The 15,125-nt window shown below is 59.3% G+C and carries 17 protein-coding genes and 1 tRNA gene; 9 read left to right on the forward strand and 9 right to left on the reverse strand.

Annotation, left to right across the window (positions count from 1 at the left end; all coding sequences use genetic code 11):
* Window positions 1-285: 285 nt before the first annotated feature.
* The 3 genes from meaB (at window position 286) to WB650_RS07535 (ending at window position 2,198) form a co-directional block, all read left to right on the forward strand.
* Window positions 286-1,329, forward strand: a complete 1,044-nt coding sequence (meaB, locus tag WB650_RS07525; RefSeq protein WP_423960006.1) for a methylmalonyl Co-A mutase-associated GTPase MeaB — start codon at window positions 286-288, stop codon at window positions 1,327-1,329.
* Between the two features lie 10 nt (window positions 1,330-1,339).
* Window positions 1,340-2,059 carry a metallophosphoesterase family protein gene (locus WB650_RS07530; protein ID WP_422303879.1) on the forward strand — a complete coding sequence of 240 codons (720 nt, stop codon included), beginning with the start codon at window positions 1,340-1,342 and terminating at the stop codon, window positions 2,057-2,059.
* A 62-nt stretch (window positions 2,060-2,121) separates the two neighbouring features.
* Window positions 2,122-2,198 (forward strand) — tRNA-Met (locus WB650_RS07535).
* Window positions 2,199-2,816: 618 nt separating this feature from the next.
* Here the strand turns inward: WB650_RS07535 and WB650_RS07540 are convergent.
* A complete protein-coding gene (locus tag WB650_RS07540; RefSeq protein WP_423960008.1) occupies window positions 2,817-3,362 on the reverse strand; it encodes a hypothetical protein in 546 nt (181 codons plus the stop codon).
* A gap of 133 nt (window positions 3,363-3,495) precedes the next feature.
* Here WB650_RS07540 and nthB point away from each other — a divergent pair, with 133 nt between their 5' ends.
* Genes nthB through WB650_RS07555 form a run of 3 tightly spaced genes read left to right on the forward strand, consistent with a single transcriptional unit; the run spans window position 3,496 to window position 5,096 of the window.
* A complete protein-coding gene (nthB, locus tag WB650_RS07545) occupies window positions 3,496-4,215 on the forward strand; it encodes a nitrile hydratase subunit beta (protein ID WP_423960010.1) in 720 nt (239 codons plus the stop codon).
* Window positions 4,216-4,218: 3 nt separating this feature from the next.
* Entirely contained in the window at window positions 4,219-4,821 is a 603-nt protein-coding gene (nthA, locus tag WB650_RS07550) for a nitrile hydratase subunit alpha (RefSeq protein WP_423960012.1), read from the forward strand.
* Complete coding sequence (locus WB650_RS07555) at window positions 4,818-5,096, forward strand: nitrile hydratase accessory protein (RefSeq protein ID WP_423960014.1); 279 nt, start codon at window positions 4,818-4,820, stop codon at window positions 5,094-5,096. The genes nthA and WB650_RS07555 overlap by 4 nt, the downstream gene beginning before the upstream one ends.
* Before the next feature lie 269 nt (window positions 5,097-5,365).
* Here the strand turns inward: WB650_RS07555 and WB650_RS07560 are convergent, their stop codons facing one another.
* From WB650_RS07560 to WB650_RS07575, 4 genes are read right to left on the reverse strand one after another with little or no spacing between them, the layout of a single operon-like run.
* Window positions 5,366-5,908 carry a DUF4340 domain-containing protein gene (locus WB650_RS07560; RefSeq protein WP_423960015.1) on the reverse strand — a complete coding sequence of 181 codons (543 nt, stop codon included), beginning with the start codon at window positions 5,906-5,908 and terminating at the stop codon, window positions 5,366-5,368.
* Window positions 5,905-7,341, reverse strand: coding sequence for a Gldg family protein (locus WB650_RS07565; RefSeq protein WP_423960017.1), 1,437 nt, complete (start codon window positions 7,339-7,341; stop codon window positions 5,905-5,907). The genes WB650_RS07560 and WB650_RS07565 overlap by 4 nt, the downstream gene beginning before the upstream one ends.
* Window positions 7,323-8,159, reverse strand: a complete 837-nt coding sequence (locus tag WB650_RS07570) for an ABC transporter permease subunit (RefSeq protein WP_423960019.1) — start codon at window positions 8,157-8,159, stop codon at window positions 7,323-7,325. The genes WB650_RS07565 and WB650_RS07570 overlap by 19 nt, the downstream gene beginning before the upstream one ends.
* The gene (locus tag WB650_RS07575) at window positions 8,159-9,112 is read right to left on the reverse strand and encodes an ABC transporter ATP-binding protein (RefSeq protein ID WP_423960021.1); all 954 of its coding nucleotides are present in this window, start codon (window positions 9,110-9,112) and stop codon (window positions 8,159-8,161) included. The genes WB650_RS07570 and WB650_RS07575 overlap by 1 nt, the downstream gene beginning before the upstream one ends.
* Before the next feature lie 217 nt (window positions 9,113-9,329).
* On the opposite strand from WB650_RS07575, the gene WB650_RS07580 reads away from it, so the two are divergent.
* Window positions 9,330-9,620 carry a hypothetical protein gene (locus WB650_RS07580; protein WP_422303888.1) on the forward strand — a complete coding sequence of 97 codons (291 nt, stop codon included), beginning with the start codon at window positions 9,330-9,332 and terminating at the stop codon, window positions 9,618-9,620.
* Between the two features lie 92 nt (window positions 9,621-9,712).
* Here WB650_RS07580 and def read toward each other — a convergent pair whose 3' ends face one another.
* The gene (gene def / locus WB650_RS07585) at window positions 9,713-10,261 is read right to left on the reverse strand and encodes a peptide deformylase (RefSeq protein WP_422303889.1); all 549 of its coding nucleotides are present in this window, start codon (window positions 10,259-10,261) and stop codon (window positions 9,713-9,715) included.
* Window positions 10,262-10,442: 181 nt separating this feature from the next.
* Here def and WB650_RS07590 point away from each other — a divergent pair, with 181 nt between their 5' ends.
* Window positions 10,443-12,647 carry a choice-of-anchor D domain-containing protein gene (locus tag WB650_RS07590; protein WP_423960024.1) on the forward strand — a complete coding sequence of 735 codons (2,205 nt, stop codon included), beginning with the start codon at window positions 10,443-10,445 and terminating at the stop codon, window positions 12,645-12,647.
* Window positions 12,648-12,820: 173 nt separating this feature from the next.
* Window positions 12,821-13,663: an SPFH domain-containing protein gene (locus tag WB650_RS07595; RefSeq protein WP_423960026.1), complete on the forward strand. Its 843-nt coding sequence runs from the start codon at window positions 12,821-12,823 to the stop codon at window positions 13,661-13,663.
* Window positions 13,664-13,722: 59 nt separating this feature from the next.
* Here WB650_RS07595 and WB650_RS07600 read toward each other — a convergent pair whose 3' ends face one another.
* From WB650_RS07600 to WB650_RS07610, 3 genes are all read right to left on the reverse strand, one after another.
* Window positions 13,723-14,391, reverse strand: coding sequence for an MlaC/ttg2D family ABC transporter substrate-binding protein (locus WB650_RS07600; protein WP_422305445.1), 669 nt, complete (start codon window positions 14,389-14,391; stop codon window positions 13,723-13,725).
* A 42-nt stretch (window positions 14,392-14,433) separates the two neighbouring features.
* Entirely contained in the window at window positions 14,434-14,718 is a 285-nt protein-coding gene (locus tag WB650_RS07605; protein ID WP_422305447.1) for a hypothetical protein, read from the reverse strand.
* 52 nt (window positions 14,719-14,770) lie between these two features.
* The coding region (locus WB650_RS07610; protein WP_422305449.1) for an RNA recognition motif domain-containing protein at window positions 14,771-15,125 on the reverse strand (355 nt) is incomplete at its 5' end.

A 15,125-nucleotide genomic window follows, 5' to 3' on the forward strand; every position in this document is an offset into this window, starting at 1 on the left:
GCGCAAACTGCGCCAGACCGGCCGCTCCCGCAACCTCGAAGGCTTCCAGGAACGCGAGTAGCCCCGCGCGACATTCCCCTTCTCCCCCGCCCCTGAGAGCAAAGTAGCGCGCCGCGCGCAACTTTGCGCTTCTCACTGGGTGCAGGGGTCACCCCTGCCCAAGGAAGCGTGAAACCCACGGCGGGTTTCACATTCAATAAAATAATTTCCACTTCTCCTTTGCACCTGCGCGACCTTTGTTGCGCCATCCGATCGCCAGCCGCTATCATTATGAGACGACCTCGTATGCCTGCTGAATCCCGACACCATATGGCCGCGCCTGCCGCGAGCCCTGAGACGAAAGACGCGCGGCTGGACGCTCTGCTCAAGCGGTTCGACGCAGGCGAGATGCGCGCGCTCGCTCAGCTAATCACGATGGTTGAAAATCGCGCGCCCGAGTCGAGCGCGATCATCGAGCGAATCTACGCCAAGACCGGTCATGCGCAGGTGGTCGGGATCACCGGGCCGCCGGGCGCTGGGAAATCGACGCTCGTCAACCGCCTGATCGCGAAGTATCGCGCGCTCGGAAAAAAGATCGCGATCCTTGCGATCGATCCGTCTAGTCCGTTTTCCGGCGGCGCGGTGCTCGGCGATCGCGTCCGCATGACCGACCATTACAAGGACGCCGGCGTCTACATCCGCAGCCTCGCATCGCGCGGCAGCCACGGCGGACTCAGCCGCGCCGCACGCGAAATCGTCAAGCTGCTCGACGCATACGGCTCCGACGTAATCATCATCGAGACCGTCGGCGTCGGACAGACCGAGCTTTCGATCATGGATCTGGCAGACACCACCGTCGTCGTCACCGTGCCCGAGGCGGGCGACGGCGTGCAGGTGATGAAAGCCGGGCTCAACGAAATCGCCGACGTATTCGTCGTCAACAAGGCCGACCGCGAAGGCGCCGACCGGGTCAAGGCCGAGCTGGAGCTCAGCGTGCATCTGCGTTCCGGCGAAGGATGGCGCCCGCCGGTGCTGCTGACACAGGCCGCGATCGACAAAGGCGTCGACGCCGTAGTCGGCGCAATTGCGAAGCATGGCGAGTATCTGCACGAGCATGTCGACGCGGCGCGCGAGTCCGAGCGCCGCACCCGAGAATTTGTCGAAGTGCTGTCCGCGGAACTCGAAGAGCGCACTGCCCGCGCCGTCGCCGACGGTGGCGCGCCGGGCGTGCTCAACGAGATTCGCGCCGGCAAGCTGAATCCTTACAGCGCCGCGCGTCGTATAATTGAAGACCGCAAGTCGCTCATCGATTTGCTCCATAACGGCAGCTCGAAGCCGCACTCGGACTGACATCCTCATCATGCCTGCCAACAAAAAAACCAAACCCGAAGGACGCCTGTTCGCGATCGGCGATATCCACGGATGTCCCGATGAACTCGCCGCGATTCTCAAATCGATCGCGCCGACCGCCGGCGACACCGTCGTCTTCGTCGGTGACTACGTCGATCGCGGCCCGTCGGCGCGCGACGTTATCGATCTCGCGCTGGATCTCGAACGCGGCAACGCCGAATGCGTTTTCCTGAAGGGCAATCACGAGGACATGATGATGTCGTACCTCGGGATGCCGGGAAATTACGGCGAGTCGTTCCTGTTCAACGGCGGCATCGCGACGCTCGACAGCTACGGCGTGCCCGAGGAGGACCTCGAGAACGCCTTCGAGCGCCTGCCCGACGCGCACCTCGGCTTCATGAATCGTCTCGCCACCAGCTATCTGCGCCCGCCCTACCTTTTCGTCCACGCGGGCATCATGCCGACGCGCCAACTCGAGGAGCAGCAGCCCGAGGACATGCTGTGGATTCGGCAGGAGTTCATTTTCAATCCGCACAAAATCGACGCGACCGTGGTCTTCGGCCACACTCCGATGCGCGGCGTGATGATCGACTTGCCGTATAAACTCGGCATCGACACCGGCCTGGTGTACGGCGGCAAACTGACCTGCGTCGAGTTCACCGAAGGCGTGCTCTACCAGGTCCAGCGCGGGCACCGGGCGGTCAAAACCCGCAGCATCCCGCTGCGCTGAAACGATTTGGCGGGCGGTCTTTCGCGCCTCCCGCGCTCACGCTACATTTGACGATTCCCGGTGGCGACGTAGCTCAGTTGGTCAGAGCATGCGGCTCATATCCGCAGTGTCGTAGGTTCGACTCCTACCGTCGCCACCAAACATCTTCGCCAGCTCTTTCGTGCATCCAAGCTTCATGTTGGGGATTGACTCAATGCTAACTTGGGCCTGATCTTCGATAACTTCGAGTCGGAGATAAAATCAAAAGGAGAAAAGTGATGGTCGGTGGGAAGGGTCCGCGGTCCGAGCACCGACCCTCGGAAGGACGGGGCAGTCTTTTGAAGAGGGCGCGGGTCGCGATTGCGCTCGCAATTCCGTTGCTTTGGTTGGTGTCTTGGCTATCAGGCTGCTTCGTCCGTCAGTTATCGCCCACGAGTCACGTCGTCACAGTCGAGCCTGACGGAAGCGTTGTAAGAGACGAATGCATTACCCCTACGCAGATGGCGGTTCCGCCATTCCGATTGGAATGCCAAGAAAATGGCGTACAAGTCCTTGACGAATGCGATGGCGAGCGATGCACGTATACACGCGATGGCAAAGTGTTTCGGGAATGCAAAATAACCAGTCGCTTTTTCTCTCCTGAATATGACTGCATGGAAAATGGCGTTCACATCAAGCGCCATTGCGACCGAGGATGGAGCACCACGACCTGTTACGAGACGAAACAGCCGTGATCGGCCATCTCGGTTAGCACGTGCACTTGTTCCGGTATAGAAACTTACTCGGCTATTGCCGCGATATCGCCTGCGCTGGAATTCTCACGAACCGCTACTCGATGACTCGCGTCCGAGACTGGCCGCTCGCGCGCGTCGGTGGGATGCAAATCGAAAATCAAATCGTAGGCGCGAATCCAAAGATACAGAGTGATCAACACGACCATCGGCCCTTGCGACGCAACCGAGTGCACGTTTTCCCACTCCGAACGGATTGGCAGATAGGCGATCACGAACGCCAGATGGCTCATCACGACTTCGGCCATGTAGCAGAGCGCCAGCAACAGTCCCCATCGCTGATGAAAAAAAACTCCGACCGCGATCGCGGCGAAAATTCCCGCCTGCACGATCAGCACCACGCGTGCGTCGTAGCCGGCGAATCGCACGCCCGCGAAAATTGTCTCGATAGGATCGACCAGATCGACATCGGCGACTGGAATCAACGCGCTGACCGCGAGGCAGAGACCCCATAGCCCGGCCACAACGGCGAACACTCGAAGATCCAAGGGCCAAACAACGTGCGGTGCTTCGGATGGGCGATTTGATTTCATCGGCTGCTCGCAGCTTATCAGAGCAATACTAGACTTAACAAGAGCAACTAAATTGCCACGCAGCGACGCCGTCGATGGCATCGGGCCGCTCCCCGCTTGCTCGTGTCGTCCAATCTCCACGATAATCGCCGCGATGAATGGAGTACATGACATGGGCGGGATGGACGGTTTCGGGCCGGTCGTCCGCGAACAGAATGAACCCGTCTTCCACGCCGACTGGGAACGGCGGATGTATGCTCTCGTCGGTCCCGTGATGGGTTCGGCGCAGGTCAATATCGACGAGTTTCGTCACGCGATCGAGCGGATTCCGCCCGCGCGCTACCTCGCGTCGAGCTATTACGAACGATGGGTCGCGGCGGTCGAGACGATCCTCGTCGAGCACGGCGTCGTGACGCGCGAGGAACTGCTCGCCAGGCAGGATGCCTCGATCGACCCGCGTCAGATCGCGAATGCGGTCGCCGCTCATGGCCCGGCTCCCGTCAAAGACAAACGCGGATCCAAAACTGCGCGCGCTCGCTATGCCAAGGGCGATCGCGTGCGCGCGCGCAACTTGAATCCTTCGGGACACACGCGCCTGCCGCGCTACGTGCGCGGCAAAGCCGGTGTCATCGCGCGGGACTGGGGAGTTTTCGTCTTCCCCGACACCAACGCGCATCATGCAGGCACCAAGCGGCAGCATTGTTACTCGGTCTCATTCGACGCGCGCGAGCTATGGGGCAAACCCGCGAGCAGTCGCGAGCGACTGTATATAGATTTGTGGGAGGACTACCTGGAACCGATCGCATCGAAGCCGAAGGCCGCGAAACGCACGACAGTGCACCAACGGGTAGACACTGAAAAAAGTAGACGGTGAAGGATGAGCGGAGATCATAATACTGACGACAGCGGACCGGCGGCGCGCGTGAAGGCTCTGGAAGCGCTGCTGACGGAGAAGGGACTGATCGATCCGAGCGCAATCGACGCGATCGTCGACACCTACGAGACTCGCGTCGGTCCGCGCAACGGCGCGCGCGTCGTCGCGAAGGCGTGGACCGATCCGGCGTATCGCAAGCGCCTGCTCGCCGACGCGACCAGCGCCGTCGCGGAACTGGGATTCGCGGGACCCGAGGGCGGTCATCTGGTGGCAGTCGAGAACACCGATCGCATTCACAATCTCGTCGTATGCACCCTCTGTTCATGTTACCCGTGGCCGGTGCTGGGTCTGCCGCCGGTCTGGTACAAGAGCTTCGCCTATCGCTCGCGAGCAGTCAGCGATCCGCGCGGCGTGCTCGAGGATTTCGGCCTCGAACTGCCGCAGGAAGTCGAAATTCGCGTGTGGGATTCGAGCGCGGAGATTCGCTACCTCGTAATCCCGCAGCGCCCGAAAGGCACCGCGAAGATGAGCGAAGACGAACTCGCTGCAATCGTGACGCGAGACTCGATGGTCGGAGTCGCGAAGGTCGAGGCGCGGCGCGCATGAACAATGCTGCGCTGAGCGAGTTGATCGACGCGGCGCGCCTCGATCCCGACCATGTCTTCAGTGCACCATGGGAGGCGCGCGCATTCGCAATCGCGCTGCAGCTTTCCAAGTCGGGACATTTCACCTGGGACGAATTCCGCGATCATCTGATTGCCGAAGTCCGCGCGTCAGACCGAATCCGCGCCCGCGACGGCACCTCCAATCACGGCCAATACTACGATCACTTCCTGCACGCGTTAGAGAAGCTGCTCGAAGAAAAAGGTCTGGCGCACTAACTTTAAGGGCGCGAGGGCGGGCACGGCGGCCCGCCCCACTGAATCCTTCATTGTCGAAGAGGGCATCGCCTTCCGCCTTGTGTCACCCTGACGACGGGAGCGCAGCGACGGGAGAAAGGGCCTCGGACAGCTTCGCGCTAGCGAAGCCGGTTCCGGTTTTGCGACGCGCGTTAGCGCCTCATTAGTAACGCCGGACGTAGGAACGTCCGTCGAGATTCTTCGCCGCAGCGGCTCAGAATGACACAACGATGAAGAGAGGAATCAGAAAGCTAGGCGTTCTTGCCCTGCTTGCCCTCTATCCACTGGAACATCAGCGACTGGTAGTACTCGATGTTCTGGCCCAGTAGAAATACTTTCGGGATTCCTTCGATCTGCGCGTAGATTGCGGTGTGCGTCGGGTTCTCGTTGCCGAACGCTATCTTGATCGGCTGCGGCTGGCCGGACGACTCGATGGTTAACACCGACTTCGGATGGTCCAGGCCAAACTGCGCGAGGTCGCTGGTATCCTCCGCCACCACTTCGACTGACTTCGCACCCGTCAGTAGCGACACCATCGCGTCCATCAGGTCGTGCGGCACGAACTTTCCCGGCGGCGCAACGAGGTTATAGAACTTGCCGTCCTTATCTTTCTGAAAACGCAACGACTCGGTTCCACTCACAACGGTGACGGCGTCGATACCGTTGAGCTTCAACAGGCTCTCCTGCTTCTCCTCGAGCGCGCTGGTCGGCTTGATGTTCGGTTGAATCCAGAAATAAATCGGCAGCAGGATGAAAAACGCGATCGTGTAGAAGATTGCAGGACGCACGCTCACGCGAAAAACCTCCTGCGTACCATCACGGTGATCGCGATCAGGAACAGGATCGCCGGTTCGAATATCGATCCGAAAACCAGCATGTGCCGCGCCTCCTGATCGCTGATATAGAAGGCAGCGGTCTCGCTCTTGTTGAGGCGCTCGCGGCTCGCGATCAGCATCTCGTCGCCCGCCAGCTCGTTGATCAGGCTCACCGCGAGATCGCGATTCCCGAGCATCTCGATAAATTGATTCGATGCGAAGGCGCTGCTTCCAATTCCTACCAGCCGCGTCATCTGCTGCACGGGGATATGCGGATTTGACGCCGGCGCGAAGTCAATCTCGGAGGCCACCGGAATCGGCCCCTTGAGGTCGCGCCCCTCTTTATATTCGGTAATGCCGGTCGTCAGCGCGTTGGGATCGCCCGACGCCCAGCTCTCATGCGACGAGGACAGAAATTTGTCCTCATCCGCGATCTTCAAATCGTCGGGCGCGGTCGCACCGACCGCGCCGGTGATCATCACGCCACGTCCCAGCGAAAACACCGCCGGCGCGGACATCGAGCGGCTCATCGCGTTGGTTTCCGATCGCAGCGGAATCTGCGTCGTGAGAATTTCGCCGGCGGTCAGCCGATACGCGGGATCCACCACCACCTGCGGAATGAAATCGAGGTAGTACTTTTTAAGAAACTCGACCAGCGTCGGCGATCCGTACGGATCTATGATCGCGATGTAATGCCCACCCTTGCCCAGGTACTTGGCGAGCGCCGCCAATTCTTCCGGCAGAAAATCTTTCTGCGGACCGAGCGACACTACTACCTTGGCATCGTCGGGCACCCCGCTGGCGAACAACGACACGTTGTCGATCTGGTAGTTGTTCTGCTCGAGCAACCCGCGCCATTCCGAGTAGCCGAGTTGCCGATCGGAATTGAACAGGTCGCGCTCGCCGTGCCCGATCGTGAAATAGATGTGCTTATTGCTGTCGGCCGAGATTTGCAGGATCGCCGGGATCAGTTCGTCCGAGCGTGCGTTGTCGAAATCGCGCCGCCGGCCCTGCGATTCAACGATCACCTCGCCGTAGCTCGACACGCCGTATTCGCGCGCCATCCCGGGCGCCTTGTTGACGTCGATCACCTGGTACGTGAGGCGCGGCGTGAAGGCGGCCGCCTGGAACAGCAGGTCCGCGAGTTCGAGATAGGCGGGATCCTCGGTACGCACGAACGCCATCACCTTGACGTTATGCGTCAGTCCGCCTAGCACCCGCTTGTCGAAATCTGAAAGCGAGAACTGCTTTTGCGGCGTCAGATCCCATCGGATGTTGAAGGTCGAGATTATTGCATTGGCGACAAACAGCACGGCGGCGAATGCAATCACGGTGTAGAGCAGCACCGCGTAGTTCATCCAGATCGATCGGCGCTCGGCCGCCGACGAATCCTTTAGCGCCGGCCCGTCCACTTGCGTGCCTCCATCGATCGCTGCGTCAGAAACAGAAAAAAGACAATAAAGAAAATGAAATAGGTTACGTGATCCAGATCAATCACGCCCTTGGCGAAGCTGCCGAATTGATCGAACAGCGAAAACGCACGCAGCAATTCAAGCCACGAATTCGTAAACGCCGCCTCGTTCCAGTTGAGAATCCAGAAAAACAGCAGCAACGTGATCGTGCCCATCCCCGCCATCACCTGGCTCTCGCACAACGACGAAATGAACACGCCGCACGCGATAAACGCGCATCCCATAAGCAGCAGGCCCAGGTAACCGGCGATTAGAGGGAACAGTGGAAACCAGTGGATGCTGTAAATGTACACCGGGTAGAGCGTCGTCAGCGCGAGCATCATGACGAAGATCGCGACCGACGCCAGGTACTTGCCGCCGAGGATTTCGCCGTCGCGCAGCGGGTAGGTGTATAGCAACTCGATCGTGCCGAGTTTTCGCTCTTCCGCGAACAGCCGCATCGTAATGAACGGCAGCGTCAACAGCAGGCAGAGCCGGATATCCGAGAACAGCAACTGCCAGTAGTTCTGCATGATGTCGCGGGCGAACGCGATCGTGACGAAGAAAACCAGGTCGGTGTACGCATAGTAGCCGGCCAATACCAGGAACACGCCCGACAGCACGTACACCAGCGGGAATGCAAAGTATGAGCGCAACTCTTTGCGCGTCACCGCGAGCATCCGGCCTATCGAAAAGCCGGTGCCCGCCGCGCGGATCGCCGCACGTCGCGTCTCGGTCGCCGATCCGGCGACATCAATCGTGGCTGCACCGTTAGACATTAAACCCGCTCTTCCTTGGTGACGAGCCGCATAAACAAATCTTCAAGACTGAGCGCCATCGGTTTGATTTCCAGCAGACTCCATCCGTGCTGCACGACGCAGGCCGCCAGGGCCGAGCGCACTTCGTCGCCGTGACCGCTCGAATACGCGACGAACGAGCACAGACCATTCGAGCCGGCGTCAACCGGCCGGTCCTCGAGCCGCTGCACGAACTTGACCGCGGTCAACGCCTCGCGCACCGCCGGCGACGGACCCGCAACCGTGATCAGTGTCTGATCGGTGCCCTGCAGTTTTGCCGTCAGTTGCTCGGGCGTGTCCTGCGCCACGATTCGTCCGCGATCGATAATCACGACGCGCCGGCAGGTCATGTTGACCTCGGGCAGGATGTGCGTCGACAGCAGGACGGTCGAATGCCCCGCCAGCGAACGTATCAACTCGCGGATTTCCACGACCTGGCGCGGATCGAGTCCCACAGTCGGCTCGTCGAGAATCAGCACTTCAGGATCGCTCAGGATTGCCTGCGCGATTCCGACGCGCTGCCGATAGCCCTTTGACAGTTTGCCGATAAGCTTGCGCCGCACGTCCTTGAGCCCGCACGTGTCGAGCGAATATTCGATTCGATCGCGCGTCGTCTTGGGATCGATCTCGCGCACGCGCGCCCCGAACTCGAGCAGCGCGTCGACGCTGAGGTCGGGATACAGCACCATGTTCTCCGGCAGATAGCCGACCCGCCGCCGGGTCTCGAGCGAATGCTCCGCGACATCAAGCCCGCCGATCATCGCGCGCCCCGACGTCGCCGGAAAAAATCCCGTCAATATTCTCATGATCGTCGTCTTCCCGGACCCGTTGGGGCCCAGCAATCCGATGATCTCGCCCTTTTCGACTTTGAACGAAACGTGGTTTACGGCAAGCGTGGCGCCGAAATATTTGGTTAACTCCTGGACCTCTATCATGAAATCGGCTTTAGCCCCTGCCGCGCGTGAAATTTCACCGAGCCGGCGTTCGTTGGCGCCGGGCCTCGGGCATAATTGTAAATGTATTGCAAATGGCGCCCGGCAAGAAGTCTGTTTTTACCGATCCCCGGCATTCTAGAGACGGCTGACCAGCGAAGTCAATTCACTTTTTTCGGTAACGCGATGCGCTAATCTGACGTCAGAGGACGAGGAACCGATGGGACGATTGGTGATTGGCGGAGTGGTCGTCGCGATTATCGCGGCGCTGCTCTTCTATTTCTATTCGAGCGGCTATCGCGCGCAGATCGACCAGCAGACGCAGCAGGTTTCGCAGCTGAACGACCAACTGCTCAAGCTTCAGAATGAAAACGAGCAGCTCAAAACGCAGCTCTCGAAAGTTCAGGCCGAGCAAAACATCCTGGCCGGGCAGAATGAAGAAATGCGCAAGGCAATCGCGGAATTCAAGGCCACCGGCAAGATGCCGGTAATCCCGCCCCCTCCGAAGTAAGTGCGAGCGTTGGTGATGCGCCCAGAACCCTCACCTACCGGCGGCTACGCCCGCCGGCCTCCTCTCCCGTAAAGGAACGGGCGAGGTAAAACTCACTTATTGTTCTCGGCCTCCGGCTTCAGCAGGTAGCGCTGCCATTCCTGCAGGAACCCCAGCGCGCGCATGTCCGGCATGCGGTCGAGGTAGACTTCGCCTTTCAGATGATCGGTCTCATGCTGAATCACGCGTGCGTGGAAATCGGACCCGACGATCTCGATCGGCTCGGCGTTGCGGCCCAGCGCGGTGACGCGTAGCTGCTTGAATCGGGGCACACGGCCGCGCAGCTCAGGCACGCTCAGGCATCCCTCCCATTCTTCGACCAAGGTGCGGTCGAGAATGGTCACGACAGGGTTGACGAGGACAGTCAGCGGCACCTCGGGCATTTCGGGGTATCGCGGATGGTCGTGCACTTCGAGCACGGCGAGTTGGATCGGCAGATGTACCTGCGGGGCGGCGAGTCCGACACCGCTGTACTCGTACATGGTCTCGATCATGTCGTCGATCAGCTGCTGAAATTCTTTGGTCTTGATCCGGTCGGACGGCACCGGCCTGGATGCGATCCTGAGCGACGGGTATCCGAGGCGTGCAACTTTCAAAATCATCGAGAGACCTCACTTAGCCATCCATTTGCGCAATAAAATGATTGTAGCAACCGCCGGCTCTCGCATACATTATAGCGGCGCCTGATAGTAGATGAGTGACCGTAGAAATTCTGTATGGACGCCCCGACGAGCCGTTGCGGCGTTCGCGATAGTTCTCTCATTCGCTTTCGTCGCATCATGGATGTCACTACCTGCACGCGCAGGCGCCGCCGCCGCGAGCCCGTCGCTGCCGGCGCCAAAACTTCCGCAACATCTTCTCGCGACCCGAACAGGTGTTGTCTATCCATTGCAACTGCCGCCGGCGACGATGAGCGCTGGCCGCCGTTCGCGACCGTTCCGCGTCGCCCATCCTGCCGCCTACCGCCAAAGCAAAGCTGCGCTGGACAGCGGCGCGACGATTCCAGAGATTCCATCGCTCGCCGCGCTCGCGTTGAGCACCACGCCAACCTTCTCGACGAATTTCGCGGGGTTGGCATTTCCGGACTCGCAATGCGGGGCGGACTGCGAGCCGCCCGACACGCAGGTGGCGGCAGGACCGAACAATATTTTCGAAGTGATCAACGTCGTCGGAAAGATCTACGACAAGAGCGGCAACACCGTCCTGGCGACATTCAACCTCAATCACCTCTTCAATATGAATATCGACTTGTTCTCGAGCGATCCAAGAATCGAGTACGACACGATTTCAGGTCGATGGTTTGTCTCGTTCCTGATCCTCGACACCACCGATATCACCACCGCGCAGAATGGATTCTTTAACCTTGCAGTCTCGAAGGACTCGAACCCGCTTGATGGCTTCTTCGTTTATTCGATTGAAACGCCCGGCGATTTTCCGGATCAGCCGTCGCTTGGATTTAACGACGACAAGATCGTGACCGGCGGGAATTCTTTTTCATGCGATCCCGACTGCAACGACGGGCCGTACGAAGGGAACGAGTTCCTGGTCTGGAATAAGAGCGAGCTTCTGGCCGGCGACATGACTATCGACACCGATTTCAATCCGCCGGGCCAAGACACCTCCGATTTTCCGATCATTCCGGCCAAAAGCCGGTCGTCAACCTCGACGCTCTGGATGCTCTCTGCGTTCGGCACCGAGCCCAATCCCCCCCATCCCCCCATCGTACTGGACGAACTGAATATCTGGTCGGTCACCGGCGTTCCCGGCATCGGCATGGGCAGCAGCGCCACGGATACGATTGCAACGATCACCGACTTCACCGATCCGCCGAGCGCGTTGCAGAAGAGTGGAGGCGGCAATCCGATCGACACCGGGGATCAGCGGCTGCTCGATGTGGTCTTTCGCGACGGCGATCTGTGGGGGTCGGGAAACGACGCATGCAAGCCGTCGGGAGACACTACGACGCGCGCCTGCCTGCAATATTTTGAGGTTCTGACCGGCGGCGTCAATCCAGTTGTGAATCAGGATTTCTCGTTCGGCACCAAGGCCGCCTATGACTATTATCCTTCGGTCGATCTCGACAGCTCCGACGATCTGATCAGCTCGTTCAGCCAGTCATCCTCGACCGAATTCGCGTCGGCCTTCGTCGACGGGCGCCTGGCCGGCGATCCGGTCAACACTCTTGGAACGCCGGTGCTCTTTCATGCTGGAGCGCAGGCGTACAACGGAACCAGATGGGGCGACTACTCTGGCGCCGGTATCGATCCAAACGATCAGACCGCGATTTGGGTCGCAGGAGAGTACGCTACGGGAGCGGCGACGGGCCTCAACTGGGGAACATGGATCGCCGAGGCGCGGGTGCTGGCCGGCCCGACGTCAACCCCGACCGCAACGGCAACTTCGACGCCGACGGCGACTGCAACTGCCACGGTGAGTGCGACCCCGACCGCGACCATCACGGCGACCCCGACGATATCACCGACACCGACTGCCTCGAGCACCCCAACCGCGTCCGCATCAGGAACCCCAACAACCTCAGCAACTCCGACTGCGTCCGCCTCATCCACCGCTGCTTTGAGCCCAACTCCGACCGCGACTGAGACCGCAACTCCGACTGCGACCGTGACGGCAACCGCAACTCAGACGGCTACTCCGACCGCGACTCCCACGCCGCCCTTCGGCACCTTGAGCGTCTCCGGCAACCTGAGTTTCGGCAAAGTGAAAGTCAACTCGACCGCGAGCAAAAAGATCAAGGTCAAAAACAAGGGCAAAGGCACTCTGCAGGTAACGATCGGAACTCTCGATCCACCATTCACCGTCACTACCGGCAGCGGCACCTTCAACCTGGCCAAGGGCAAGACCGAAAAAGTGACGGTTCAATTCAAGCCGACCGCGACCGGCCCCGTCACACCACAAATCCTGAGCATCAGCAGCGACGACCCCGAGCATCCGTCGCACAATGTGACCGCGTCAGGCTCGGGAAAGTAGTTATATCCTCGCGCGACCATTCTCCTTCGCCAGCGGGCCTGTGAACCAAAAAGAACGCGCTTGACGACACTCGGTTTCCATCCGGTATGTCGGCTGGAATACTCGTTTTCGTGCGCAGTACGGGAGTCTCGGGCTAATCGGGCGCTGGGTTTCAAAAACAAAGGAGAGGAACAATGCGACGACTCTTTGCTATGTTGGCCCTTGGGATTATCGGATGTACGAATCCATCTACGCCCGCAGGCTTCGTAGGATACGTCACGAAGCATCCGTACACGATGCCCGCTCGATTCTACGAACTCCAAACCGGACCGACTTCGACGGGGCTCGGCTGGATGCTCGAGGTGACCAACATTTCGGTGACGCCGAACACCAGCACCGAGGAATTTGTCGGTCCCGACGCGGTACTCGCGAAGGACAATTTGCGGATCGAGTTTCGAGCGCACCTGCTGTGGAAGATAGATCCGGAGAACGTCAAAACGTTCGTCGAAAAATACGGCGAGACTGGCGAGAATCCACTCGGCTCCGCCTACAAAAATTTCATCAAGGAGCCGTTCAGAACCTACACCCGCGACGAAGTTCAGAAATACGATGGCCTGGACATCAAGGACAACATCGACGCAGTCGGGTCCGCGGTGCAGTCCCGGATTTTGAAGCTGACACGGGGCACGCCGTTCACGATCATCAGCGTCGTCATCGGCAATATTCAGTATCCGCAAACCGTCGCGGATTCGGTCGCCAACAAGCTGGCTGCGACGCAGGTTCTCGAACAAACGACCGTCGAAATCCAGACCGCAAGAGCCAGGGCACAAATTCGGGAGGCCGAGGCCGACGGCATCGCCAAAGCGATGGACACCATCAACCAGAAGCTGACGCCGCTCTATGTTGAGTACGAAGCGATCCAGGCGCAGCAAAAGATGGTCAATTCACCCAATCACACTGAAGTGTATATTCCGGTAGGTCCGATGGGCGTGCCGATAGTCGGGACGATGAAGATGGGACAACAGGGCAAAGAATAAGGCGGACCAGTCAGCTTACCCCAAGAACCTATCTTTCAGGCCCTCGAGAATCGGCGCGGTTAGTTGGTGGCTTGTTGCTGGAGGCCCTGGATTTTCTGGCGGATTATTTCGATTAGTTTGTCGTAACCGCCGTTGTTCAGGACGCGGTTGAACTGATTGCGGTAGTTGGCGATTACGCTGATCGCGTCAATCGTGATGTCGTAAATCTTCCATTCGCCGGAATCGTTGCGCATCAGGTAGTTAACCGCGATCGGATTCTTGCTGTCTTGCAGCACTACTGTGCTGTAAACCTGGGCGTATTCGGGGCCGTCGGTGGTCTGTTTGACGAATTGGATCATCGAGGATTGTATCTGTTGGTTCACCTTCTCGACCGAGTACGATTCGATTCGCGACAGGTATGCGTCCTCGATGAAGGTGGTGAACAGCGGCACGAATTCGCTCTGCTGCGCGGGCGTCAGGGTTCTCCAATGATACCCGATCGCCGACTTCGCCATCTCGGTGAAATCGAAATGGCTCTCGGCAATCGCGCGAAGTTTCTGCTCGCGATCGGGCGCGGAAATCTGCTGGTTCTTGAACACCACGATTGACTGGTCGATGACGGACTTCACCGACCCCATCGCGTCGTTGGGCGAGGTCGGCGGACTCACCATGGTTTGTGCGGAAGCTGAAGCGGCGAACACAAATGAGATCAGAGCGCCAAGCGCGACTGACCGGAGATTAAATTTCAATCACGCCATCCTTTTGAAAAACCAACGAAGGAACTTTTCAGTTTAGAGCGCGGGACCGTTCTTGAAAAGCTTGCGATCGTCCACGTCGCCGTCCGACGGTTTGCGCAGGCAATTTTCCGCGAGCCATCGATTGGTCACCGTATCCGACAGCGCGACGCCGCTTTCATCAACCGCCCAAGTCCTGCTGTTGATGGTAGTTTGATTGAATATCCGGCCGCAACTTCGGCAGGTAAAGGCGAGCCGCGAGCCGCCTCCTGGAGCGATCGATTCGATCGTGCGAACCTTCCAATCGTGCGTTCTCCACGGCGGCAAACTTTCCTCGCGCATATCAACTCCTGATTAGACTTTTCGAGCGCTCAGTTATTCAATTCCGATTCGGCTACGCAGTACCGTTAGTCCCGGTGCTGCGCTTGGCGGGAGCGCGACGTTTGCGTTCGCCGCGGTACTTTTGCGCGCCAGGCTCCGGCGCACGGAATGGATCGACGTGAATCTTGCGGCCTTCGAGTTCAGTGCCGCTGAAATAGACGGCGGCGTTAATTGCGTCTTCGACTTCGACCATTTCGACGAAGCCGAATCCGCGGGACTTACCGGTGAGTTTATCGGTTATGACCAGCGCGCCGGCGACTCGGCCGACTTTAGAGAACAGCGCCCGCAGATCATCGCGCGTAACTGACTCAGCGAGATTTCCTACATATACTCTGGGCACCGGCCCTCCTGAATAAGACGTGCCAAGC

The sequence above is a fragment of the Binatus sp. (SeqCode) genome (assembly GCF_049584895.1).
In the GTDB taxonomy this organism is placed as follows: Bacteria; Desulfobacterota; Binatia; order Binatales; family Binataceae; genus Binatus.